20 protein-coding genes are annotated in these 21,883 nt (G+C 72.0%); 15 read left to right on the top strand and 5 right to left on the bottom strand.

All coding sequences use genetic code 11. The features are described 5' to 3' along the window. Window positions 1-368: 368 nt before the first annotated feature. From HF519_RS00410 to HF519_RS00380, 7 genes are all read left to right on the top strand, one after another. Window positions 369-1,577: an LLM class flavin-dependent oxidoreductase gene (locus tag HF519_RS00410; RefSeq protein WP_169409574.1), complete on the top strand. Its 1,209-nt coding sequence runs from the start codon at window positions 369-371 to the stop codon at window positions 1,575-1,577. Between the two features lie 138 nt (window positions 1,578-1,715). Continuing rightward, complete coding sequence (locus HF519_RS00405) at window positions 1,716-1,997, top strand: YciI family protein (protein WP_169409573.1); 282 nt, start codon at window positions 1,716-1,718, stop codon at window positions 1,995-1,997. Window positions 1,998-2,032: 35 nt separating this feature from the next. Beyond that, window positions 2,033-2,887 carry an MBL fold metallo-hydrolase gene (locus HF519_RS00400; protein ID WP_169409572.1) on the top strand — a complete coding sequence of 285 codons (855 nt, stop codon included), beginning with the start codon at window positions 2,033-2,035 and terminating at the stop codon, window positions 2,885-2,887. Between the two features lie 32 nt (window positions 2,888-2,919). Then, window positions 2,920-3,465 carry a cupin domain-containing protein gene (locus tag HF519_RS00395; RefSeq protein WP_169409571.1) on the top strand — a complete coding sequence of 182 codons (546 nt, stop codon included), beginning with the start codon at window positions 2,920-2,922 and terminating at the stop codon, window positions 3,463-3,465. A 174-nt stretch (window positions 3,466-3,639) separates the two neighbouring features. Next, complete coding sequence (locus tag HF519_RS00390; RefSeq protein WP_169409570.1) at window positions 3,640-4,002, top strand: hypothetical protein; 363 nt, start codon at window positions 3,640-3,642, stop codon at window positions 4,000-4,002. A 47-nt stretch (window positions 4,003-4,049) separates the two neighbouring features. Beyond that, the gene (locus HF519_RS00385) at window positions 4,050-5,189 is read left to right on the top strand and encodes a VanZ family protein (RefSeq protein WP_169409569.1); all 1,140 of its coding nucleotides are present in this window, start codon (window positions 4,050-4,052) and stop codon (window positions 5,187-5,189) included. 100 nt (window positions 5,190-5,289) lie between these two features. Continuing rightward, window positions 5,290-6,252: a ribonuclease Z gene (locus HF519_RS00380; RefSeq protein ID WP_169409568.1), complete on the top strand. Its 963-nt coding sequence runs from the start codon at window positions 5,290-5,292 to the stop codon at window positions 6,250-6,252. A gap of 39 nt (window positions 6,253-6,291) precedes the next feature. Here the strand turns inward: HF519_RS00380 and HF519_RS00375 are convergent, their stop codons facing one another. Next, complete coding sequence (locus HF519_RS00375) at window positions 6,292-7,680, bottom strand: serine/threonine-protein kinase (RefSeq protein WP_169409567.1); 1,389 nt, start codon at window positions 7,678-7,680, stop codon at window positions 6,292-6,294. 436 nt (window positions 7,681-8,116) lie between these two features. Here HF519_RS00375 and HF519_RS00370 point away from each other — a divergent pair, with 436 nt between their 5' ends. Then, window positions 8,117-8,983: a short-chain dehydrogenase/reductase gene (locus HF519_RS00370; RefSeq protein WP_169409566.1), complete on the top strand. Its 867-nt coding sequence runs from the start codon at window positions 8,117-8,119 to the stop codon at window positions 8,981-8,983. A 237-nt stretch (window positions 8,984-9,220) separates the two neighbouring features. On the opposite strand, the gene HF519_RS00365 is transcribed toward HF519_RS00370, so the two are convergent. The 4 genes from HF519_RS00365 to HF519_RS00350 are packed head-to-tail and all read right to left on the bottom strand — an operon-like array spanning window position 9,221 to window position 14,855. Further along, window positions 9,221-10,753 (bottom strand): aldehyde dehydrogenase family protein, encoded by a 1,533-nt coding sequence (locus tag HF519_RS00365; RefSeq protein ID WP_169409565.1) that lies wholly within the window; start codon window positions 10,751-10,753, stop codon window positions 9,221-9,223. A gap of 30 nt (window positions 10,754-10,783) precedes the next feature. Continuing rightward, window positions 10,784-12,385 carry a GMC family oxidoreductase gene (locus HF519_RS00360; RefSeq protein WP_169409564.1) on the bottom strand — a complete coding sequence of 534 codons (1,602 nt, stop codon included), beginning with the start codon at window positions 12,383-12,385 and terminating at the stop codon, window positions 10,784-10,786. Continuing rightward, the gene (locus HF519_RS30765) at window positions 12,382-13,308 is read right to left on the bottom strand and encodes an alpha/beta hydrolase (protein WP_169409563.1); all 927 of its coding nucleotides are present in this window, start codon (window positions 13,306-13,308) and stop codon (window positions 12,382-12,384) included. The genes HF519_RS00360 and HF519_RS30765 overlap by 4 nt, the downstream gene beginning before the upstream one ends. A gap of 5 nt (window positions 13,309-13,313) precedes the next feature. Beyond that, on the bottom strand, window positions 13,314-14,855 hold the full coding sequence (locus tag HF519_RS00350) for a flavin-containing monooxygenase (RefSeq protein ID WP_169409562.1): 1,542 nt from the start codon (window positions 14,853-14,855) through the stop codon (window positions 13,314-13,316). A gap of 156 nt (window positions 14,856-15,011) precedes the next feature. Between HF519_RS00350 and HF519_RS00345 the strand changes: the two genes are divergently transcribed. From HF519_RS00345 to HF519_RS00315, 7 genes are all read left to right on the top strand, one after another. Then, the gene (locus HF519_RS00345) at window positions 15,012-15,674 is read left to right on the top strand and encodes a TetR/AcrR family transcriptional regulator (RefSeq protein ID WP_169409561.1); all 663 of its coding nucleotides are present in this window, start codon (window positions 15,012-15,014) and stop codon (window positions 15,672-15,674) included. Between the two features lie 22 nt (window positions 15,675-15,696). Beyond that, window positions 15,697-16,362: an alpha-ketoglutarate-dependent dioxygenase AlkB gene (locus HF519_RS00340; RefSeq protein ID WP_169409560.1), complete on the top strand. Its 666-nt coding sequence runs from the start codon at window positions 15,697-15,699 to the stop codon at window positions 16,360-16,362. A gap of 159 nt (window positions 16,363-16,521) precedes the next feature. Further along, on the top strand, window positions 16,522-17,034 hold the full coding sequence (locus tag HF519_RS00335; RefSeq protein ID WP_169409559.1) for a MarR family winged helix-turn-helix transcriptional regulator: 513 nt from the start codon (window positions 16,522-16,524) through the stop codon (window positions 17,032-17,034). Window positions 17,035-17,234: 200 nt separating this feature from the next. Beyond that, on the top strand, window positions 17,235-18,131 hold the full coding sequence (locus HF519_RS00330) for a nitrilase-related carbon-nitrogen hydrolase (RefSeq protein WP_169409558.1): 897 nt from the start codon (window positions 17,235-17,237) through the stop codon (window positions 18,129-18,131). A gap of 99 nt (window positions 18,132-18,230) precedes the next feature. After that, the gene (locus HF519_RS00325) at window positions 18,231-19,766 is read left to right on the top strand and encodes a hypothetical protein (RefSeq protein ID WP_169409557.1); all 1,536 of its coding nucleotides are present in this window, start codon (window positions 18,231-18,233) and stop codon (window positions 19,764-19,766) included. A gap of 14 nt (window positions 19,767-19,780) precedes the next feature. Then, complete coding sequence (locus HF519_RS00320) at window positions 19,781-20,080, top strand: hypothetical protein (protein WP_169409556.1); 300 nt, start codon at window positions 19,781-19,783, stop codon at window positions 20,078-20,080. A gap of 91 nt (window positions 20,081-20,171) precedes the next feature. Continuing rightward, window positions 20,172-21,827 (top strand): FtsZ/tubulin family protein, encoded by a 1,656-nt coding sequence (locus tag HF519_RS00315; RefSeq protein ID WP_169409555.1) that lies wholly within the window; start codon window positions 20,172-20,174, stop codon window positions 21,825-21,827. Window positions 21,828-21,883 lie beyond the last annotated feature (56 nt).

The following is a 21,883-nucleotide window of genomic DNA, read 5'->3' as shown; positions in this document are numbered from 1 at the left end:
CTCGCGCGCCGCTGCGACGGCCGGCTCGCCCGCCGGTGAGCCGACGCCAATACCTGCACATGATGAGGATAAAACCACGGGGCCGTCACCTGGAGCCCTCCTCCTGGATCGGCCGCCGGTCACGCCATCGCCGCAGTTCAGAGTAACCTCCAGGGCGCTCGCCGGTACCGGGAGCGGCCTCGGCGGCCGGGCTCTGTTGCACTATCGGACAGCACCGCCCCTCTCCCGCGGGCTAGCGTTCACGCCAGGAGATCTCCTGACCGTTCCGGTCGAATCCGGTCATGCACGGCACTGGCACGAAACGGCTGAGTGCGCCGTTGTACGGGCCCACTCCCAGGGCCCTCATCTCTTTCGGTGAAGGAGTCCAGGTGAAGTTCGTCTTTTTCATGCTCCCAGCTCTTCCGGCCACGGAACGCGAGCGAGAGGCACTGCGCCCGATCGGTCACCGGACCGAGAAGTGGCAGCAGATGCTGACCGAGGTTCGCGAGCTGTCCAAGATGGCCGACGACTACGGCTTCGAGGCCATCTGCTTCCCGGAGCACCACCTGCACACCGAGGGCATGGAGCAGGGCGGCCCCTCCTCCCTCTACCTGGACGTCGCCCACCACACCAAGAACATCAAGGTCGGCCCGGTCGGCTACGTGATGCCCAGCCACAACCCGGTCAAGCTGGCCATCGACACGGCGTGGCTGGACCAGATGACCCAGGGCCGCACGGTGGTCGGCATGGCGCGCGGATACCAGGAGCGCTGGTTCAACGCGTTGACCCAGTTGCTCCCGGTCCAGACGGCGACCAGCGACGCGAGCGAGCGCGACAAGCTGAACCGCGAGCTGTTCGAGGAGTGCTACCAGATCCTCAAGCTGGCCTGGAAGGAGGAGGCGTTCAGCTACGACGGGAAGTTCTACAAGTTCCCGTACCCGCACCCGGCGTCCCCGTGGCCGGCCGGTGACTACACCCGGCGGTTCGGCGCCGACGGGGAGATGGGCGACGACGGCCTGCTCCACAAGATCTCCGTGGTGCCCAAGCCGTACCAGAAGCCGCACCCGAAGATGTTCCAGGCGTTCTCGATGAGCGAGAACACCATCCGGTGGACGGCCCGCGAGGGGATCACCCCGATCATCCTGACCTCGATTCCCGAGGACTACCACAAGATGGTCGAGGCCTACCAGGACGAGGCGAAGCAGCACCTCGGCCTCGACCTGGCGCTCGGTGAGAACACCGGGGTGCTGCGGTCGGTCCACTTCGGTCGTAACAAGGAAGAGGCGATGCGCCAGGCGTCGCGAGGGGTGTCGGGCGTGGGCTGGAAGCACTTCTGGGGCCACCACGGCTTCTACGAGGTGTTCCGTCGGGCCGGCGAGACCGGCGACGTGCCGCGCACCATCGAGCGCATGGAGGAGTCGCACTACCTCTACGCCGGCGACCCGGGCGCGGTGGCCGAGAAGATGCACGAGCTGGCGGACAACGGCAACCCGGAGTACTTCGTCTGGTGGTCCGACCAGGGCTTCCTGCCGTTCAACGAGGTCAAGCGCAACCTGCAGCTGTTCGGCGAGAAGATCATGCCGCAGTTCCCCGGCTGAGTCCGCCAACCCGGGGTGGGTGGCCCGGCGCAACCGGGCCACCCACCCCGCTGCCGGCCGAGCGGTCGCCGCGCCGGCTTTCATGCCCTTCTCTGCGTGAGGCGGTGGAGGGTCCCCCGACACGAGGAGATGGATGGCATGGCGTTCTTCACCGTGGTGTGGAAGTACACCGACGATGCGGAGCTGATCGACCGGGCGCGCGGCGCGCACGCCGCGTACCTCAAGGAGCAGGTGGCGGCGGGCCTCGTGCGCGTGGCCGGCCCCTTCGAGGACGGCACCGGCGGGGTCCTCGTGGCCGAGGTGGCCGACCAGGCCGAGCTGAAGTCGCTGCTCGACGGCGACCCCTACGTCGCGCAGGGCGTGGTCGTGGACAGCCAGATCTACCCGTTCAAGCCGGTGCTCGGGGCGCTGGCCGGCTGACGGGTCGCCCGCCGGTCACCACAGAGAGGACGACCATGTCTGCACGACCTGCACCCCTCGAGTCGATCGACGTGGGTGACATCAAGGTGACCTACCTGCCCGACGGCGACGCGACCGTCGAGGCCGGTACGGTCTTCCCCGCTGCGAACGACGCGCTCTGGGAAGCTCACCGGGAGCTGTTCGACGCCGACGGGAAGCTGTTGCTGACCCTCGGCGGGTTCCTGGTCGAGACCGGCGACAAGAAGATCGTCGTCGACCTGGGCTTCGGGGACATGACGGTCCCGTTCGACCCGGTGGGCGGCGTGTTCACCGGCGGCAAGCTGCTGTCGAGCCTGCGCCAGGCCGGTGTCGAGCCGGACGACGTCGACATCGTGTTCTACACGCACATGCACCTCGACCACGTCGGCTGGACCTCCCAGAACGGCGCGCTGACCTTCCCCAACGCACGCCACGTCGTCGGCGAGGGCGAGTTCGAGTTCTGGCAGGGCGTCACCGACGAGGAGTTGGCCGCGGTCGGGCCGCACCCGGAGGTGGTGCAGGCGCCGCTGGTGAACCGCATCGAGCCGGTGGGTGACGGCGCGCTGATCGCCCCGGGGGTCAACGTGCTCGCGAGCCCGGGTCACACGCCCGGCCACTGCTCGGCGGTGATCTCCTCCGGTGCGGACAGGGCGATCATCCTGGGCGACGTCGTGCACTGCCCGCTGCAGCTGGCCGACGGTGACCTGCGGATCATCTTCGACGTCGATCCGGACACGGCCGCCCGCACCCGGGACAAGATCGCCGCCGAGCTCGAGGGCGACCCCGGCGTCATCGGCGCCGACGGGCACTTCAGCGGGTCGGCCTTCGGCCGCATCGTCCGCGGAACCGGCCGGCAATGGGTGGGCCTGTAGGACACACGCTGGTCACGACGTCAGGAGGAATGGTGGCATTCGACGTCAAGAAGGTCGTGACGGACCGGACCGCCGAGGGCAGGTCGGTATTCGCCGAGGAGACATCGGTCGAGCCGGGGCCGGTGCTGGGCCTGGACATCTACAACATCTGGGGCACCGACGACGGCATCCCGTTCGTCGGCGCCGGGGACAACCCCGCGACGGTGCCGTACCCGTTCTTCCCCGGGCCGGGCGGCACACGGTTCGTCGTGGTGCGGTTCCCGCCGGAGTCGGCCGAGCAGGAGGAGCCGGACGGCGCCGACCCCGAGGAGATCGCGGCGGACGCCGAGCGGAGGCAGCCCGGGCTGATCGGGGTGTTCGAGCCCGACACCCCGGGCATGCACACCACCGACAGCATCGACTACGGAATCTGCGTGGACGGTGAGATCTACCTGGAGCTCGACGACGGCGCCGAGGTGCACGTCACCCCGGGGACCTGCGTGGTGCAGCGGGGCACCCGGCACGCCTGGCGCAACCGCAGCGACAGGCACTGCACGATGGTGTACGTCCTCGTGGGTGCGGACCGGAAGTCCGGCTGACGGCAGGGCGGGTGGGCGGTGGATCGCGGCCACCGTTCACCCGCTCACCACCGGCTCGGCACCGGTAGGACCGCGCGCGGATACAGAACTCATCGGCCCGGCAAGGCTGCGGCGGGACCTGGCTCAGGGCACCCGGCGGTGGTGGAATGAGGACGAGTGACAGGGAGGGAAACCATGCCTGATCATGAGTCCGTGACGCCGTCGGGCGCACCCGGCCCGGACGACAGCCGCCTGCCCGTCCCGGCGTCGGAACGCCGACCGGCGTCACGGGCATCGCGCACCGTCTCCGTCGCCCGTCCGGAGTCCCTGGCGCGGGCCCTCGCCGGCGCTCCCCTCGTCGCGGCGTCGGTCGTCGGCGCCGCCGCGGCGGCCGCCATGACCGGGGCCGCGGTGGTCTCCCGTCTGATGTGGCCGTGGACCGACCGGCGGGAACTGCCGTGGCCGGGTGCGCAGCCGCGGTCCCCGTCCTCGTTGGTGGGCCCGGGAGTGCACATCAGTTACACGCGCGTCGAAGTGCACTGGCCCCTCGACCGCTGACGCGAAGCGGAGCAGCGCGAAGATCATCGGCAGGGCAGGATGGCGGTGTGAGCGTCCGCGTCCTCCCCGCCTTCGTCGCGGTGGTACTGGGCGGACTCCTCGCGACCGCGTTGCTCGTGCCCTACGTCGCGGTGAGCTTCCGGCGGCGCGGCACGCTCGGTGCCGGCCACGTGATGCTCGCCGGCGCCGCGCTGGTCTACGGCCTCGCACTCCTCGCCTACGTGCTGCTCCCGCTGCCCCACGCCGACGCCGCGTTCTGCACCCGTGACGCCTGGCTGGTCGAGCCGCAACTGCGGCCGCTGCAGTTCCTCCGCGACATCCGCAACGAGCAGGCCGGGTCCGGATTCCACGCGCTCATGGCCAGTCCAGCCGTGCAGCAGGTGGCGTTCAACGTGGTGCTGTTCCTGCCTTTCGGAGCGCTCGTGCGCTACCTCGGCAAGCGCTCCGTCATCCTCACCACGGCTGCGGGAGCCGTCGTCTCGCTGCTGATCGAGGTCACCCAGCTGACCGGGATCTGGGGTGCCTACCCCTGCCCGTACCGGCTGTTCGATGTCGACGACCTGCTGGCCAACAGCGCGGGCGCGATGCTCGGCGCCCTGGCCGCGCCGCTGCTGCGGCTCGTTCCCGGACAACGGGTGACCGCACCGCCCTCCGCGCCCCGCCCGGTGACCACGAGGCGCCGGCTGCTCGGAATGGTCTGCGACGTGCTCGTGGTGCAGCTGACGGGCAGTGCGCTCGTGATGGGGGTCAGCGCCGTGCTGCTGCTCGCCGGTGTCCCCTTCGGCGGGCCGGGGGAGCTCGACTGGCCCGGTGCTGCAGGTGACGTCGTCGGCTGGTGGCTGCCCACCGTGCTGTTCCTGTTCGTGGTGCCGCTGGCCGGCGACGGCGCCACGATCGGGCAGAAGGTGGTGCTGCTGCGCCCCCTCGGCCCGGACGGGCGGGCGCCGTCGCGCCGCCGTCGGCTCGTGCGCGCCACGGTGGGCTCCGGCGGGATCCTGGTGCTCCAGGGCATCGGCGGGGTCGGCAGCGTGCTGGCGTTCCTGCTCGCGGTGGCGACGGTCGTCGCCGCGTGGCGCACCGACGGGCACCGGGGTCTGTCCGGGATCGCAGCCGGCGTGCAGGTGGTCGACAACCGCTCGTCCGTCGCGTCCACAGCCACGGCGGACACGGCCCGGGCCGAGAACTGACCGAGCCGGGCCGTCTCCGCGGGCGCGGCCGCGCGACGCCGGGGGCGCAGGGAAGAGCTGACCGGCCGACACCCCGCGGACGGTCGCGTAGCCTCGCGGGATGTCAGCCCGGGAACTGGTCGTGCTCGGCACGGCCAGCCAAGCGCCCACCCGGCAGCGCAACCAGAACGGCTACCTGCTCCGCTGGGACGACCAGGGACTGCTGTTCGACCCGGGGGAGGGCACCCAGCGGCAGATGCTGCTGGCCGGCGTGCCCAGCAGCGCGATCACCCGGATCTGCCTGACCCACTTCCACGGCGACCACTGCCTCGGCCTCCCAGGCGTCGTCCAGCGGCTCTCGCTCGACCAGGTCGCGCACCCGGTGCACGCGCACTTCCCGGCCTCGGGCCGGCACTTCTTCGAGCGGCTGCGGCACGCCACCTTCTTCCGCGACGTCGTCGACGTGCGCGAGGAGCCGATCGAACGCGACGGGGTGCTCGCCACCGAACGGTCCGCGACCCTGGAGGCGCGGCGGCTCGACCACCTCATCGAGACCTTCGGCTACCGGCTCGTCGAGCCGGACGGCCGGCGGATGGTGCCCGAGCTGCTGGCCCGCTTCGGTGTCACCGGCCCCGACGTCGGCCGGCTGCAGCGGGCGGGTGCACTGGAGCTGAACGGGCGGACGGTGCGGCTGGAGCAGGTGAGCGAGCCACGGCCGGGCCAGCGGTTCGCCTTCGTCATGGACACCCGGATGTGCGACGCGGTGTACGCGCTGGCCGACCGGGCCGATCTGCTGGTGATCGAGTCGACCTTCCTCAGCGAGGACGAGGAACTGGCCCGCGCCTACGGCCACCTCACCGCACGGCAGGCGGCGTCGGTGGCCGCGGAATGCGGTGTGCGCCGGCTGGTACTCACCCACTTCTCCCAGCGCTACTCCGACCCGGTCCTGTTCCACGAGGAGGCCGCCGCGGTGTTCGACGGCGAGATCGTCGTCGCCCAGGATCTGACCCGCGTCGCCGTGCCCCGCCGGGCGACCGCCGCGGCGGGCCCCCGGCCCGGTGCCGGGGGCTCCGGCCCGGGCTGACCGCCGTTCGAACTCCGGCCCCGCCCGCACGGCCGCGGGTCAGAACACGCCGGACAGCCAGTCGGTGAACCGCTCCCAGAGGCCACGGGCGTCCTCGCGGACCGACTCCGGAACCTCGGGGACGTTCGGCAGGTCCGGGACGTCCGGCAGGTCGGAGAGGTTGATGCTCGGCGGGCTGGGGAACCGGGGGCCGCTGTCCCCGCCACCGCTCGGGCCTGGATCCTCGGCGGTGGGGGCGCCGGTGGGGTTGTCCGCGGCCGGGCCGCTCCCGGTGTCCTCGGTCGTGGCCGGGACGCTCGGCTGGGCCGTCTGCGGCGCGTCCTGCGCGCTCACCGGCGACGCGATGACGAGCGCGGCGATCAGCACGACCAATCCGATCGCGATCGCGAAGTAGCGTTTCGTCGTCGAGCCCGCCGGCTCCTCCGCATAGCCGCTGTCGGCGCTGTCCTCGCCGGTGGCGACGTCAGCGAGCATCTGCGCCGCCTGCCGGGCGGTCGGTCGCCGTGCCGGGTCGGTCTCGGTCATGGTGAGCAGTGCGCGCCGCAGCGGCTCCGGCAGGTCGCCGGGCACCGCGGGCGGCCGGGAGAGTCGTTCGGCGGCCGCCTCCCAGCTCCCCCCGGGATACTCCGGCCGGCCGGTGACGGCCTCCAGCAGCACGAGGCCGAGCGCGTAGACGTCGGCCGGGGGGCCCGCGTGGTCGCCCTGCACCTGCTCGGGAGCCATGTAGGCGGGGGTGCCGACGGCGAGGTCGGCGGAGGTGAGACCGGCGGCCCCGGCCAGCCGCGATATCCCGAAGTCGGCGAGGCGAACCCGCCGGCCCTGGTCGAGCAGCACGTTCGACGGTGTCACGTCGCGGTGGACCACGCCCTGGGTGTGGACGTACGCCAGCACGTTCGCGACGTCGCTGCCGATACGTGCCACCTCGGCGAGCGGCAGGCCTTCCCGGTCGAGGCGCGCGCGCAGCGTCGGCCCCTCGACCAACTCCATGACCAGGTAGGCGCGGTGCTGCTCGATCCCGAAGTCGTGCACCGGGATCAGCCCGGGGTGGTTCAGGTTCGCGAGCGTCCGCGCCTCTTCGCGGAAGCGCTGCTCCCCGTCGGGGTCGGTGCCGGGCCGGAAGATCTTCACCGCGACGGGGCGGTTCAGCTGCAGGTCGACGGCCCGGCGCACGTCGGCCATGCCGCCCGTGCCGAGCAGCCCGGTCAGCCGGTAACGCCCGTCCAGCACCGGGCCCTCGGGAGTGTTCGGTCCACCGAGGTGCCGGGTGGGCTCCGCACCTGCGGGTGCGCCCATCCTGCGGGTGGGGCCGGAGCCGTCCCGGCGTGGCGAGCCGACCAGGCCGTCGACGCGGCGGGTCTCGTCCGACCGGCCCGGCGCGTCCGGCCCCGGGAACCGGCGGGTCTGGTCGGGTCCATCGCCGCGTTGCACGAGTCCTCCCGCGGTGCGTTGTGGGGGCAGCGACCCTGGTGCGGGGCCGGCCCGGACAGGCGCCGCCGACCGTACCTGTAGCCCGTTCGGCGGACAGGTCGCGGTGCGGGATGCCCCCCGTTCGTGGGTCTCGCGGTCCCGGCGTCGCCTGCCTGCTGCTCGACAGCGGGGACGTGACCGCGGACCTGCAGGGAGTGCGGCTGGTGTCCGGCCCGCACGCGCGGCCGGACGTCGTCGTGACCGGTGGAGCGGGCCCGGAGTCGACCACGCCGCGCTCAACGCCGTGTCCGGCCATCTCCAGCGCGGGGCCGAACTGGTCGCGATGCACCGCAACCTGACCGACGGTGTGACCACTGGTCATACAGCGGTGCCGATCACGGTGTCGATGACAGTAGGGTGCGGCCACACCCCGACCGCTGAGCCGAGGCAGGCGACGATGACCGACTTCCCCGTCCGCGACAAGGTCGTGTTCCTCACCGGTGCGGCCGGTGGTATCGGCCGGGCCACCGCGCAGGCCCTGCACGCGCGCGGTGCGCGCGTGGTGCTGACCGATCTGCGTCAGGAGGACGTGGACCGCGTGGCGGCGTCGCTGGGTGCTGACCGGACGCTGGCCCTCGCCGCGGACGTCACCGACCGCGCCTCGCTCGACGCCGCGGTGGCGGCCGCCGTGGAGCGCTTCGGCGGGATCGACGTCGTGTTCGCCAACGCGGGCATCGCCGCCGATCCGCCCTGCACCATCGCCGCCATCGACGAGGACGTCTTCGAGCACGTCGTCGACGTGGACCTGCTGGGAGTGTGGCGGACGGTGAAGGCCGCGCTGCCCCAGGTCATCGCGCGACGCGGGCACGTGCTCGTCGTCGCGTCGGCCTACGCCTTCGTCAACGGCATGGCCAACGCGCCGTACGCGGTCTCCAAGGCCGGCGCGGAGATGTTCGGCCGCAGCCTGCGCGCCGAGCTGAGCTCCACCGGGGCCACCGCCGGGGTGCTCTACCCCGGTTGGGTCGACACCGCCATCGCGAAGGTCGCCTTCGGCGGCAACCCGATCGTCACCCGGCTCCGGGAGCGGGCCATGCCCGGTCCGCTGGGCCAGGCGATCCGACCGGAGGAGGTCGCCCAGGCGGCCCTCGCCGGCATCGAACGCCGTGCCGCTCGAGTGATCGTGCCGAAGCGGTGGGCCGCGCTGTCGGTGCTGCGTGGGATCGTCAACCCGCTGCTGGACCGGAAGATCGAGGGCGACCGCACCCTGCAGGCCCTCGTCGGTGAGCTCGACGCCGCGGCGCGCGCCGCCCGCGAGCCCCGCTGACCCAGGCCGCCGCCGGGCGCCGTGCCGCCCCGGTGACTTCCTGCGTCATACGTGATCGTGCGCCCGTTGTGCCGCCACGTGCCCGTCGTGCCGCCACGCGGCCCGTTGTGGGTGACGCGCCCGTTGTGCTCCCCACGCGCGTCCCGACGCGCGCGTTGCCCGGTTGCCACGGGGGGCGCGGACACGCCGACGGGCGGGCCGTCGTGACGGCCCGCCCGCGCGTGGACCTGCTGCGCGTCAGCGCCGCCGGCGCGGGAGCTTCCCCGCGTTGCCGTGCAGCAGCGTGGTCAGCGTGGCCATCGCCTTGTCCGCGGCCTCGGACCGGGCGAACGTGGTCAGCGCGAGCGGGATCGGGAACCGCTGCCGGGCGATCGCCTTGGCGCTGGTGAACTCCTTCAGCCCGTCCGGGCCGTGGATGCGCCCGAACCCGGACTGGCCGGTCCCGCCGAACGGCAGCGACGGGACGGCGGCGAACGAGATCACCGAGTTCACCGACGCCATCCCGGAGCGGATCCGCCGAGCGAGCTCCATGCCGCGGGACTTCGAGAACACCGTCGCGCCGAGCCCGTAGGCCGTGGCGTTCGTCCGCTCCACGGCCTCGTCCATGTCGCGCACCTTGGCGATCGTGAGCGTCGGCCCGAAGGTCTCCTCGGTGACGGCGATGGAGTCCTCCGGCACGTCGACCAGCACGGTCGGCTGCACGAACCGCTCACCCACGGCGTCGAGGCCGCCGACCAGCGCCCGGCCGCCACGCGCCAGCGCGTCCTCGATGTGCCGGCGGATGACCCCGAGCTGGCTGGGCATGGTGATCGGCCCGATCTTCGCGCCCGGGTCGGCACCCGCCCGGACCTGCCGCGCCCGCGCGGTGACCTCGGAGACGAACGCGTCGTAGACCCGCTCGTGCACGTAGACCCGCTCGACGCCGATGCAGGTCTGCCCGGCGTTGGACATCCCGCCCCAGACCGCCGCGTCGGCCGCGGCGGCGATGTCGGCGTCGGCGTCGACGAGCAGGGCGTCCTTGCCGCCGCCCTCGATGATCACCGGGGTCAGCGTGTCGGCGCAGGCCCTCATCACGTGCGTGCCCGTCTTCGCCGAACCGGTGAAGGCGATCTTGTCCACGCCGGACCGGCACAGCGCCTCGCCGGTCGGGCCGAACCCGGTGATCAGCTGCAGCACCGGGGCCTCGGGCACGACCTGGGAGAACGTGTCGACCAGCCAGGCGCCCACGCCGGGGGAGTGCTCGCTGGGCTTGAAGACGACCGTGTTGCCGGCGGCCAGCGCGTAGGCGATGGAACCCATCGGCGTGAACACCGGGTAGTTCCACGGCCCGATCACGCCGACCACCCCGAGGGGCCGGTACTCGACGGTCGTGGCGTGGTTGGCCATCAGCAGGCCCGGCGAGACGCGGCGCGGCCCGAGCACCTTGGAGGCGTTGCGCGCCGCCCAGGCGATGTGGTCGATCGCGAGCGCGGCCTCGAGCTGCGCGTCGCCGTGGGGCTTGCCGACCTCGGCGTGCACCACCTCGCACAGCTGTGCGAGCCGGCGCGTGAGTACCCCGGCCCAGGCCCGCAGCCGCTCGGCACGCTCGGCGAACGACAGCGACGACCAGAACGCGGTCGCCTCCCGGGCGCGCGCGACCGCGGCCGCGACGTCCTCGGCGCCGTGTACCGGGTAGGTGCCGACGACCTCGCCGTTCGCGGGGTTCAGTGAGTCGAACGTCTCCGCGTCCGTTTCCGCGTCGCGTCGCGTCGCGATGTCGGTGACACTCATGATCTTCCTCCGGTGGGGTCGGTTGGGGTGTCAGACGGCCGGCGCGGTGCGCCCGCGGATCAGGTCGGCGGCCTTCTCCGCGATCATGATCGTCGGGGCGTTGGTGTTGCCCCGGGGGACGACCGGCATCACGGACGCGTCGACCACGCGCAGGCCCTCGGTGCCGCGCACCCGCAGTTCCGGGTCGACGACGGCGTCCTCGCCGCTGCCCATCGCGCAGGTGCCCACCGGGTGGTAGAGCGTCTGGGTCAGCGCCCGGATGTGGTCGATCAGCTCGGAGTCGCTGCTGCGCGCCCCCGCCGCGGGCCGGTACGACATGTCCAGCAGCTGCGCGAGCGGGCCCTCCTGGGCCATCTCCAGCACCCGGCGGCACCCGGCCAGCATGGCGTCGAGGTCGGCCGGGTCGTCGTAGTAGCGGACGTCGATCTCGGGCCGCCAGGACGGGTCCGCGGACCGCAGCCGCAGCCGCCCACGGCTGGCGACGGACACCAGGGTGGGGGCCGCGGTGAACATCCGGCCCACCGGCTCGCGCAGCCCGTTGTCGTAGAACCCGGTGGGTGCCACGTGCACCTGCAGGTCGGGGGCGGCCAGCCCGTCACGGCTGTGGAAGAAGCCGCCGCCCTCGCCGACGTTGGAGGCCAGCGGCCCGCGCCCCAGGGCCTGCCACTGGATCAACCGGGCCGGGCTCAGGGCGTCGACGAGGTCGCTGGTGCCGCGGCTGCGCCACAGCAGCGGCACTGCCGGGTGGTCGTGCAGGTTCTCGCCCACGCCCGGCAGGTCGACCAGCACGTCCACGCCGGTCTCGCGCAGGTGCGTCGCCGGGCCGATGCCCGAGAGCATCAGCAGCTGCGGGGAGTTGATCGCCCCGCCCGCCAGCAGCACCTCGGCGGACGCGTGCGCGGTACGCAGCGTGCCGTCCTGGAGGTAGGACACCCCGGTCGCCCGGGAACCGTCCATGGTCACCCGGGTCGCGTGCGCCCCGGTGTGGACGGTCAGGTTCGGCCGGTCCGCCGCCGGGTGCAGGTAGGCGTCGGCGACCGACCATCGCCGGCCCCGCTTGCAGGTGACCTGGTAGAGGCCGGCGCCCTCCTGGTCGGCCCCGTTGAAGTCGTCGTTGCGCTTGAGCCCGGACGCCACGGCCGACTCCACCCAGGCCTCGGTCAGCTCGTGGGTGTAGCGCCGGTCCTCGACGTGCAACGGGCCCGACGTGCCGTGGTAGGGCCCGCCCAGGCGGCTGTTGCCCTCCGCGCGGACGAAGTAGGGCAGCACGTCGGCGTAGCCCCAGCCCTGCGCCCCGTGCTGGTCACGCCAGCCGTCGTAGTCGGCCCGGTGCCCGCGGATGTAGATCATCGCGTTCATCGAGGAGCACCCGCCGAGGGCCTTCATCCGCGGCCAGTACGCGCGGCGGCCGTCGAGCTGCTTCTGCTCGGTGGTCCGGTAGTCCCAGTCCCACTTGGTCTTGAACAGGCTGGAGAACGCCGCCGGGATACGGATCTCGTCGGCGTCGTCCCGGCCGCCGGCTTCGAGCAGCAGCACCGAGACGGTCGGGTCCTCGGTCAGCCGGGACGCGAGCACGCACCCCGCGCTGCCCGCCCCGACAACGATGTAGTCGAAGGACTTCTGGTCACTCACGCGGAACTCCCGGTCGTGTCGGTCAGTGGCAGGGTCGCCTGCCGGATGTGGCCACCGAGCTCGGCGACCGCGGCGGTGGCCTCGGGCAGCAGCCCGGCGTGGGCGTGCGCGACGTGCCAGAGCCCGTCGAGGCGGCGCAGGTCGGCGCGGACCCCCGCGGCGCGCGCCCGCTCGACGATGCGGACCGAGTCGTCGTAGAGGATCTCGTCGCTGCCGACGTGCACCCACAGCGGCGGCAGCCCGGCCAGGTCGGCGTACACCGGGGACAGCTCCGGCGAGCGGGGATCGCGGCCGGACGCGAAGCTGTCGATGCACGACCGGATCCAGCTCTTCTGCAGCATCGGGTCGCCGGCGTCGTCGGGACGATCGGTGGGCCCGAGATCGACGACCGGCGAGATCAGCACGAGCAGTGCGGGCAGCGGTGTCCCGGCGTCCCGCAGCTCGATCCCCGCCCGGAGGGTCAGCCAGCCCCCGGCGGAGTCGCCGGCGATGGAGAGGTGCTCGGCCGCGTAACCGCGCTCGAGCAGCTCCCGGTAGGCCGCGGTGGTGTCGTCCAGGGCCGCGGGGTAGGGGTGCTCCGGGGCCAGCCGGTAGTCGAGCACGTAGACGGTGGCGCCGGCGGCGTCGGCCAGGTGACCGGCGAGCGCGCGGTGGGTGGCCGGGGAACCGATCGTGAAACCGCCGCCGTGCAGGTAGAGCACGGCCCGAGCGGGGTCGGCCCCGGGCGGGGTGAGGCGCAGGGCCGGGCGGCCGGCGAGCCGGTCACGGGTGACCCGCACTCCTGACGGCAGCGGCGTCGGGGCCGTCATGATCTCCAGCCAGCGCCGCTGGAAGGCTTCCGGGACACCGGCGGAGAGCACGGGGCGGACGCCGTAGCGCACCAGGGCGCGCATGAGCGGTCGGGGCACGGCGGGAAGGCGCATCCCGGTCATCCCTTCACGAGGTCGAGGTCGAGGTCGCGGGTGTCGTGTGGTGCCGACGGCGCCGGCGGTGCGGGAGCCGCGCCCAGCCGGTAGTCGGCCGGCTCGAACCGCCGCAGCGCCTTCTGGAACTGCCAGGTGTATCCCGGCCACAGGGCCGAGGTGCCGCCGTCGGAGTCGAGGTACCAGCTCCGGCAGCCGCCCGCGGTCCACACCGTGCCGGCCAGTCGTTCCCGCAGGTCGCGGTTGAACGCGTCCTGGACGTCCGGTCGCACGTCCAGTGAGGCGGCGCCGTGGCGGCCGACGTGCCGCAGCGCCTGCACCACGTACTCGATCTGCGACTCGAGGTACAGCAGGACCGAGGTGTGGCCGGTCGCGGTGTTCGGGCCGACGAGCATGAAGTAGTTCGGGTAGCCGGCCACCGTCGTGCCGAGGTAGGCCTCGCGCCGGGTCGCCCAGCGCTCCGCCAGCGGCACGCCGTCGCGACCGCGCAGCGGATCGGCCACCGGCATGACCTGGAAGCCCGTACCCAGCACGAGCGTGTCGACCTCGTGCTCGCTGCCGTCCGCGGTCACCACCGCGTTGGGCCGGATCTCGCGGATGGACTCGGTCACGACCTCGACGTTCGGCCGGGCCAGCGCCGGGTGGAAGTCGTCGGCGACGATGATCCGTTTGCAGCCCATCGCGTAGTCCGGGGTGAGCTTGGCGCGCAGTTCGGGGTCGGGCACCTGCCGGCGCATCCGCCGCTTGGAGATCGCCTCCATGACGCCCACGCGGTTCGGGCTCTGCAGCAGGAAGGCCAGGGCCTCCCGGTACGCGTACTGCCGGGCCCGCACCAGCCGCTGCAGCAGCGGGAAGCGCCGGTACAGGGCGCGCTCCACGGCGGTGATCCGCCGGTTGTTCCGCGGGAAGGTCCATCCCGGTGTGCGCTGGAAGACCAGCAGCCTGCCCACCTTGGGCTGGATCTCGGGCACGAACTGGGCGGCGGAGGACCCGGTACCGATGACGGCGACCCGCTTGCCGGTCAGGTCGTGGTCGTGGTCCCAGCGCGCGGAGTGGAAGCTGTGCCCGGCGAAGCTCTCCAGGCCGGGGATGTCCGGGGGGATCGGGTTGCTCAGCGGCCCCATCGCCGAGATCACGAACTGCGCCTCGACGTCGCCCGCGGTGGTGTGCAGCAGCCAGCGCTGCGTCGTCTCGTCCCATTCGCCGCCGGTCACCTCGTGCCGGAAGCGGACGCGGCTCAGCACGTCGTGCTGGTTCGCGACGCGCTTGATGTAGTCCCAGATCTCGGCCTGCGGGGAGTAGACGTGGCTCCACTCGGGGTTCGGGGCGAACGAGAACGAGTACAGGTGCGACTGCACGTCGACCGCGCACCCGGGGTAGCTGTTGTCCCGCCAGGTGCCGCCGATGTCGTCGGCGCGCTCGAGGATCTCGAAGTCACCGATCCCGGCCTGCTGCAGACGGATCGCCATGCCCAGCCCGGAGAACCCGGCGCCGATGATCGCGATCCGCACCCGGCGCGGGGTGCCCGGCTGCTCGGCACCACTCATGCCAGCCTCCTCGACGTGGGGGGCGTCCGAGACGCCCGGAGCGTGCCGGGGCGGCGACGTCGCCCGATGTGACCAGTGGTCATATGACCGGCGGTCACTGTAAGCTGGGACACGCTCACGGCGCAACGTCCTGATGGCCCCGAAGGGGGTGTTCTCGTGCCGACCGACACCTGGTACCGGCTCCCCGCCGCCCGCCGCCAGGCCGTGCTCGACGCCGCCGAGGCCGAGTTCGCCGCCCGCGGCTTCTCCGGCGGCAGCCTCAACACGATCGCTCGCAACGCCAAGGTCAGCAAGGGCAGCCTGTTCCAGTACTTCACCGACAAGGCCGAGATGTACGCCCACCTCAGCGACCTGGCGAGCGTGCGCATCCGGACGGCGATGGTGCGGCGGATCGAGGAGATGGCCTGGACCGAGGACTTCTTCGGCTCGCTGCGTGCGATGCTCCTGGTCTGGACGGAGTACTTCGACACCCATCCCGTCGATCGCGCCTTCACCGCGGCCGTGAGCCTCGAACCCGACCCGGCTGCCCGCTCCGCCGTCCGATTCGTCGTCAACCGGCACTACATCGAGGTGCTGCGGCCCCTGCTCCAGATCGCCCGCGAGGCCGGCCAGCTCGATCGCGAGGCCGACCTCGACGCGTTCCTCGCACTGCTGCTCCTGCTCATGCCGCACCTGGCCATCGCCCCCAATAGCCCGGGCCTCGATCCGGTGCTCGGGCTCACCGACGCCGACCCGGCCACCACCGCCGAGGCCGTCGACCGGCTCGTCGGGGTGCTGCGATCCGGGTTCGCGCCGCAGGAGACGAAGGCATCCCGCTGACGGCGCGGACAGGCGACCGGCGATGGAGCTGATACCCCGCGAGCGCCGCACCCTCGCACCGGGCGCGGTGCACGTCCCGGACTGGCTGGACCTGTGCCGCCAGCGCGAGCTCGTGGTGGCCTGCCGGGAGTGGGCGATGCAGGGACCGGGCATCCGGGCGGCGTCGCTGCCGAACGGTGCCCGGATGTCGGCGCGCCAGGTCTGCCTGGGCTGGCACTGGTACCCCTACCGCTACTCCCGCACCCGCGACGACCAGGACGGGTCTCCCGTCACCCCGTTCCCGGACCGGCTGGGCGACCTCGGCCGCGCCGCCGTCGCCGACGCCTACCTCGACCCGGCCCGCGGCGCCGCCTACCGGCCCGACATCGCGTTGATCAACCACTACGCCGCGGACGCCCGGATGGGACTCCACCGCGACAGCGACGAGAAGGTGCTCGAGCCGGTCGTGTCGCTCAGCCTGGGTGCGGCCTGCGTGTTCCGCCTGGGCAACACCGCAGACCGCGGCCGACCGTGGACCGATGTCGAGCTGTGTTCCGGGGACCTGCTCGTCTTCGGCGACGAGAGCCGGCTCGCCTACCACGGGGTGCCCCGGCTGCTGACGGATCTCGACGCGCCCGACATCGGCCTGGCCCACGGCCGGCTCAACATCACCCTCCGGGTGTCCGGACTGGACGCGCCTCCCACCTGACCACTGCCTGGGCAGGTGATGTGCGTCATGCCCAGCCCGTCTCCGTGTAATACTCATGATCGTTGCCGTCCGCCGGGCGCCCTTCGCGGGGCGCAGCGAGTTCGGCGGACCCGGCCGGCGCGCTGCCGTGCCGATCCGTCGATCGAGGAGTCGGGGGTAGTGGCGAGTTCGGATCCGGCGTTCTCCGCTGTGCTGGCCATCCTCGACCTGGCCGACCAGCTCGTGACGGCCGCGGTCACCCCGATCACCGCGGGCCTCGGGATCTCGCGCGAGCAGTGGCGGGTGCTGCTGCTGCTGGCGGAGAACTCGGGGGCCACGATGGGGGAGGTCGCCGCCCGGGCCGGCGTGCCGGGCCCGACGGCGACACGCATCGCGGACCGCCTGGTGAACGGCGGGCTCGCGTACCGGGAGGTCCATCCCTGGGACCGCCGCCGGGTCCTGGTCCACCTGTCCGCGGACGGCCGCGAGATCGTCGGGCAGATCGACGCGGCCGTCGACGCCGCACTCGGTGAGGCCCTGGCCCGTTACGAGCTGATGCTGCCCCCGGGCACCCGGGATGCCGTCATGTCCCTGCTCGGCCGGCTGACCGAATCGGCCGTCCAGTCCGAGCTCGGGCCCGGAACCGCCTCCCAGGCGCCCCCCGGCGTGGCCGGTTCTGCTACCGGAGCGTAACCAGATCACCTGCGGTGACCGTTGCACTCGAATTCCTCAACCCTGGGTAGCTGCGAAGCTGTCGTTGGCGACAGACGGCGAAGTTTTCAGTTACTTCACGCTGGATGTATTGCGTTCCGGAGCTACCGCGGTATTTTGAGGCGCGCATCACACCTCGCCGCACTGTTCAGGCGCCTGGCCGACGTCCCGGGAGGTCCTGCATGCCTGACCGCAGCGCCCGCGATGACGCGCTCGTCGGCATCGCGGTGATGAACTACCCGGTGCCGGACCTGTACTGCGCCGGCGACGTCCGGCAGAACTACCTGAAGATCGCCGACATGGTCGTCGGGATCAAGCAGGGCCTCCCCGGCCTGGATCTCATCGTGTTCCCGGAGTACAGCACGCACGGCGTCGCCGACTCTCAGGACGACATCGGACCCCCGCTCACCGCGCCCGGGGAGGAGACCGCCGTGTTCGCGGCGGCCTGCCGCGCGGCGGGTGTCTGGGGTGTGTTCTCGACAACCGGCGGTTGCTGCCGGCCGGACCCCGGCAACGCCGTCGTCCTCATCGACGACCGCGGTGAGGTCGTCCACCGCCACCGGCACACGCTCGCCGGGCTCACCGGCGGCGGGCCCCCCGCCGATCCGCCCCGGGCCGTCGACGGCCCGAAGGGACTACGCACCACGCTGGCCATCTGCGACGGAGCGCCGCACCCTCCGAGCGGCTGCCAGGTCTGCGGCGCCGAACTCGTCGTCCGCTGCCAGGGCTCGCCGGACGTCCCCGTCGACGACCAGATCTCCGCCGCGCGCGCCATGGCGTGGATGAACCTCTGCTACGTCGCGACGGTCAACACGGTCGGTTCCGACGGCGAGCACACCTGGGCGGGGCACTCCGCGATCGTCGGGTTCGACGGCACCGTGCTCGGCCGGTGTGGCGACGAGGAGTACGGGCTGCAGTACGCCCGGTTGTCCCCCGTCGCAGTGCGGGCGGCGCGCGCTGCGCGGCTCCGCCAGGAATGGGCGCTGCGTGGCGCGATCAGCGGTCTCGCCGGATCGACGGCAGGGGAGCACGGCAGAAGGGGCCGCCGGAGGCCACGACAGACGGTCGGCACCGGCTGAGCCGGTCCGGCCCGGGCGTCGCGGACCGCCCGTCACGGCGGGGATCGGCGATCAGCCCTCGAAAGGCTCCATCGACATCTCGAAAGGCAGGCACTGCGCATGGCCACCGAGCACGGACACGGTCACAACCACGAGCACGGAACCGACGCGACGCTGGCCCGGATCGAGGCGCTGAGCAAAGAGGGTGTGCACCGGGCCGGGGAGCACGAGGGACCGTTCTCCCTGCATGTCCTCGGCCTCGGTGGCACCGGAGCGGCGATCATCACCGAGCTGCTCAAGGACCCGCCGGAAGGCTTCACCGCGCTGGCGGTCGACATCGGCGACACCGATCTCGCCCCGGTGCGGGCCGCCGCCGGCGGGCTGCCGGCCGGCGCCGTGCAGACCGTCGCGTTGCCGATCCCGACCCGCGAGGAGCTGCTGACCAGCCTGAACCGCTGGCGCGAGTTCCTCAAGATGGAGTACCCGCGCTACTACTGGAACCCGAACTACGAGCCGTGGCTGCCCGGCGACATCGAACTGCCCGCGGAGGGCGAGCGTTTCCCGCGTGCCGTCGCCAAGGCGATCTACGGCTCGGAGTACTACCAGAACCACGAGATCGCCACGGCCATGGACGCGTTCGCCGAAGGCATCCTGAACAGCGGCCGGACCCCGCTGGTGGTCGTACCGTTCGCGCTGGGCGGGGGCGTGGGCAGCGCGATCGTCGTGGAGATCGCCCGGCACCTGTCGTCGATCAAGCTGGGCCGCCGGCCCTGGGTGGTCGGGATCGGCGTACTGCCGAGCGGCGCCGACGCGCCCGAGATCGCGGACGGATCGTTCTTCCCGGCCATCAACGAGCTCGACTGCATGGTCGACACCGAGAAGAACAACGGCGTGATGGCGGTCTGGGGCGACCTGTACAAGAACCCGTTCACCGGCGGGTTCTTCGTGGTCCCGCAGGACGACGTGCAGGCCTTCACCGGCGACCTGGCCGCCACCCACGCCTACCTCGACTCCGGCCTCGCCAGGTTCCTCGCCGCCGACGACGGCAAGAACCTCTACGAGACCCTCAAGGCGCTGAACTGGCTCGCCGTCCCCGGTGACCAGTGGCACCCGGCGATCCGCGGCGAGCAGAGCGACCGCTGGATCAACGTGCTCACCACCCGCAAGCTCGACGACGCCGGCTCGCTCGGGTCCCTCGGCCTGAACAAGGGCTTCAGCACCGAGTACGCCGAGGCGCGGGTGTTCGCCCCCGCCAAGGACGGGGCGAAGGCGGGCGAGGCCGCGGCGAAGGCCATCGGCGAGGTCGCGAACACCAGGGTCGAGCCGGTCGTGTTGCCGATCGACAGTGACGCCGGCTTCGTGAGCGTGCTGCTGCCGCGGGCATCCAAGTTGGACCTCGCGCTGTTCGTGCCGTCCCGGGACACCTACGACACGCTCGAGTGGGACGACAAGCTGCTCATGCACTCCTGGCTGCTCGACCTCGGCGTGATGCTCTGCGAACCGTCGATCCGCTTCGACGGCATGGGCGGCGAGTGCATCTGGGGCTGCGCCTGCTGGGTCGTGGTGCCGCACGCCGCGATCCGGGGCGAGGAGATCACGTCCCCGGTGTCGCTGCCGGAGGCCGAAGAGGCGGCCACGTCCGTCTCCAGCAGCTGAACCCGGAGGACACCGTGCCACTGGACTGGGCCGACGTCGTCAAACGGTACGAGAACGGGGCCGAGCTCCCATCCATGCCCGGCGCGCGGACGCTGCAGGTCACCGGGGCCGACCAGGACTACATCTACGTCTCGCACCGGCTCTGGAAGGACAAGCTCACCCGGGCCTACCTGGAGAAGGCGGTCGAACTGCTGGAGGCGGGCCGGATGACGCGGAACTACGGCGACGTCGTCGACCACTACCGGACCTACATCGCCGACGAGCGGCCGACGACCGCGGCCACCGTGCTCAAGGACCTCGGGTACCTCGAATGACATCCCCCGACCTGCAGACAGGCGAGCAGCGCACGAGACCCACGAGGGCGTGCGGCGACGTCGTACGCCCGAAACCAGGAGGAGCACCGCAATGGGCATGTCGCTCTACCACAGCGCGACCGGCGCTCAGGCGCCGCACTGCATCCACGCGATCGGCATCGGCAAGACCGGCGCCTACATGGTCGAGGCGCTGCTGCGCACCGGTGAGATCGAGGACCAGCTGGAGGACCCGCGCGCCCGGTTCACCGGACTGGCCGTCGACATCGGCGAGCAGGACATGCACGAGCTCAGGGAGTACGCAGCGGGCCTGAACGGCCGGCTCGCCGAACGCGGCATTCCGACCGACCGCCACCAGGTCCGCACGGTGGCCCTGGACGTCCCCGAGCGCGGGGAGCTGATGACCAGCCTCAACCGCTGGCGCGAGTTCCTGAAGATGGAGTATCCGCGCTACTACTGGAACCCGAACTACGAGCCGTGGCTGCCGTCGGACACCGAGATGCCCAAGCCGGGCGACTCCATCCCGCGGGCCGTCGCCAAGGCGATCTACGGTCACTACTACTACGGCGAGGACAAGCGGCTGGAGAAGGAGCTCGACGACTTCGTCGCCTCGATCAACGCGACCCGGCTGCCGTCGATCGTGCTGGTGTTCTTCTCCATGGCGGGGGGCACCGGCAGCGGCATCGTCGTCGACCTCGCCCGGCACCTGTCCAACGTCAAGCTCGGCCGCCGGATCCCGGTCGTCGGCGTGGCCGCGATGCCGTTCTCCGGCGACGAGGAGCACGCCGGGGGCAAGGCCGCGCTGTTCCCGACCATGAACGAGATCGACTGCATGCTCGACGACGCCAAGAACCAGGGCGTCATGGCGGTCTGGGGCGACCTGTACAAGAACCCGTTCACCGGAGGGTTCTTCGCACTGCCGCAGGAGCACTCCTGGCAGCGGCTGGGCACCTACACCCGGACGGGCCGGCCGGCGATCCGCGACGCCCTGCGCAAGGGTGTGACCCGCAAGTTCATCGACGACTCGTTCAGCCGGTTCATCGTCCAGGACTACGGGCGGCTGCTGTTCAAGATGCTGCGTCCCGCCGGGTTCACCGGTGCACCGCACGAGCGCAACATCTCCGGCGACCGCACCTGGACGGTCTTCGACGCCGCCAAGTTCACCCACCCCGGTGTCGAGGTGCTGCCCGGCGAGCCCCGCAGCAAGTGGCGCGAGGTCGTCGGCAAGTGGATCGACTACATCCCGAGGTTCTCGGGCCTCAAGGAGGGCTTCAAGACCGACTACATCGAGGCGCACACGGTCGCCCCGCGGGAGCTGTGGAACGAGACCCTGCAGAAGCGGCTCGAGGCGGTCCTCGGGGAGTACCTGCTCGAGGGCGAGGACGGCACGCTCAACACCTCGCTCGGTGAGTTCTTCGACGAGCTCACCGCCTACTCGAACATCATCATCCCGGGTGTGGCGAAGACCGACTTCACCGCGTTCTACGAGGCCCGCGACGCCTACGACGCCGTCGAGTCGTGGGACGAGAAACTGATGATGCACGCCTGGCTGCTCGACCTGGGCGTGATGCTCTCCGAACAGTCCATCCGGTTCGACGGGATGGCCGGTGAGTGCATCTGGGGCTGCGCCTGCTGGGTCGTGGTCCCGCACGACGCCATCCGCGGCGACGCCCCGGCCTCGACCGACGTCTCGGCCGTGCAGCAGGCGCACATCGCCCCGATGGTCAGGACCGTCGTCAAGACGCCGTAGCCCGACGGCGGGCGTGGCTCTCGCTGTGCCGGGACGCAGCGAGAGCCACTTCCGCG

Source organism: Pseudonocardia bannensis (assembly GCF_012911875.1).
Taxonomy (GTDB): Bacteria; Actinomycetota; Actinomycetes; order Mycobacteriales; family Pseudonocardiaceae; genus Pseudonocardia; species Pseudonocardia bannensis.
The sequence above is the reverse complement of the archived record's forward strand: the minus strand, read 5'-3'. Positions and strand labels throughout refer to the sequence as shown.

Excerpts from the sequence above, each read along its gene's own strand:
- HF519_RS00405 (WP_169409573.1), top strand. The coding sequence starts at position 1,716 with ATGGCGTTCTTCACCGTGGTGTGGAAGTACACCGACGATGCGGAGCTG.
- HF519_RS00400 (WP_169409572.1), top strand. The coding sequence starts at position 2,033 with ATGTCTGCACGACCTGCACCCCTCGAGTCGATCGACGTGGGTGACATC.
- HF519_RS00390 (WP_169409570.1), top strand. The coding sequence starts at position 3,640 with ATGCCTGATCATGAGTCCGTGACGCCGTCGGGCGCACCCGGCCCGGAC.
- HF519_RS00380 (WP_169409568.1), top strand. The coding sequence starts at position 5,290 with ATGTCAGCCCGGGAACTGGTCGTGCTCGGCACGGCCAGCCAAGCGCCC.
- HF519_RS00370 (WP_169409566.1), top strand. The coding sequence starts at position 8,117 with ATGACCGACTTCCCCGTCCGCGACAAGGTCGTGTTCCTCACCGGTGCG.
- HF519_RS00365 (WP_169409565.1), bottom strand. The coding sequence starts at position 10,753 with ATGAGTGTCACCGACATCGCGACGCGACGCGACGCGGAAACGGACGCG.
- HF519_RS30765 (WP_169409563.1), bottom strand. The coding sequence starts at position 13,308 with ATGCGCCTTCCCGCCGTGCCCCGACCGCTCATGCGCGCCCTGGTGCGC.
- HF519_RS00350 (WP_169409562.1), bottom strand. The coding sequence starts at position 14,855 with ATGAGTGGTGCCGAGCAGCCGGGCACCCCGCGCCGGGTGCGGATCGCG.
- HF519_RS00340 (WP_169409560.1), top strand. The coding sequence starts at position 15,697 with ATGGAGCTGATACCCCGCGAGCGCCGCACCCTCGCACCGGGCGCGGTG.
- HF519_RS00330 (WP_169409558.1), top strand. The coding sequence starts at position 17,235 with ATGCCTGACCGCAGCGCCCGCGATGACGCGCTCGTCGGCATCGCGGTG.
- HF519_RS00325 (WP_169409557.1), top strand. The coding sequence starts at position 18,231 with ATGGCCACCGAGCACGGACACGGTCACAACCACGAGCACGGAACCGAC.
- HF519_RS00315 (WP_169409555.1), top strand. The coding sequence starts at position 20,172 with ATGGGCATGTCGCTCTACCACAGCGCGACCGGCGCTCAGGCGCCGCAC.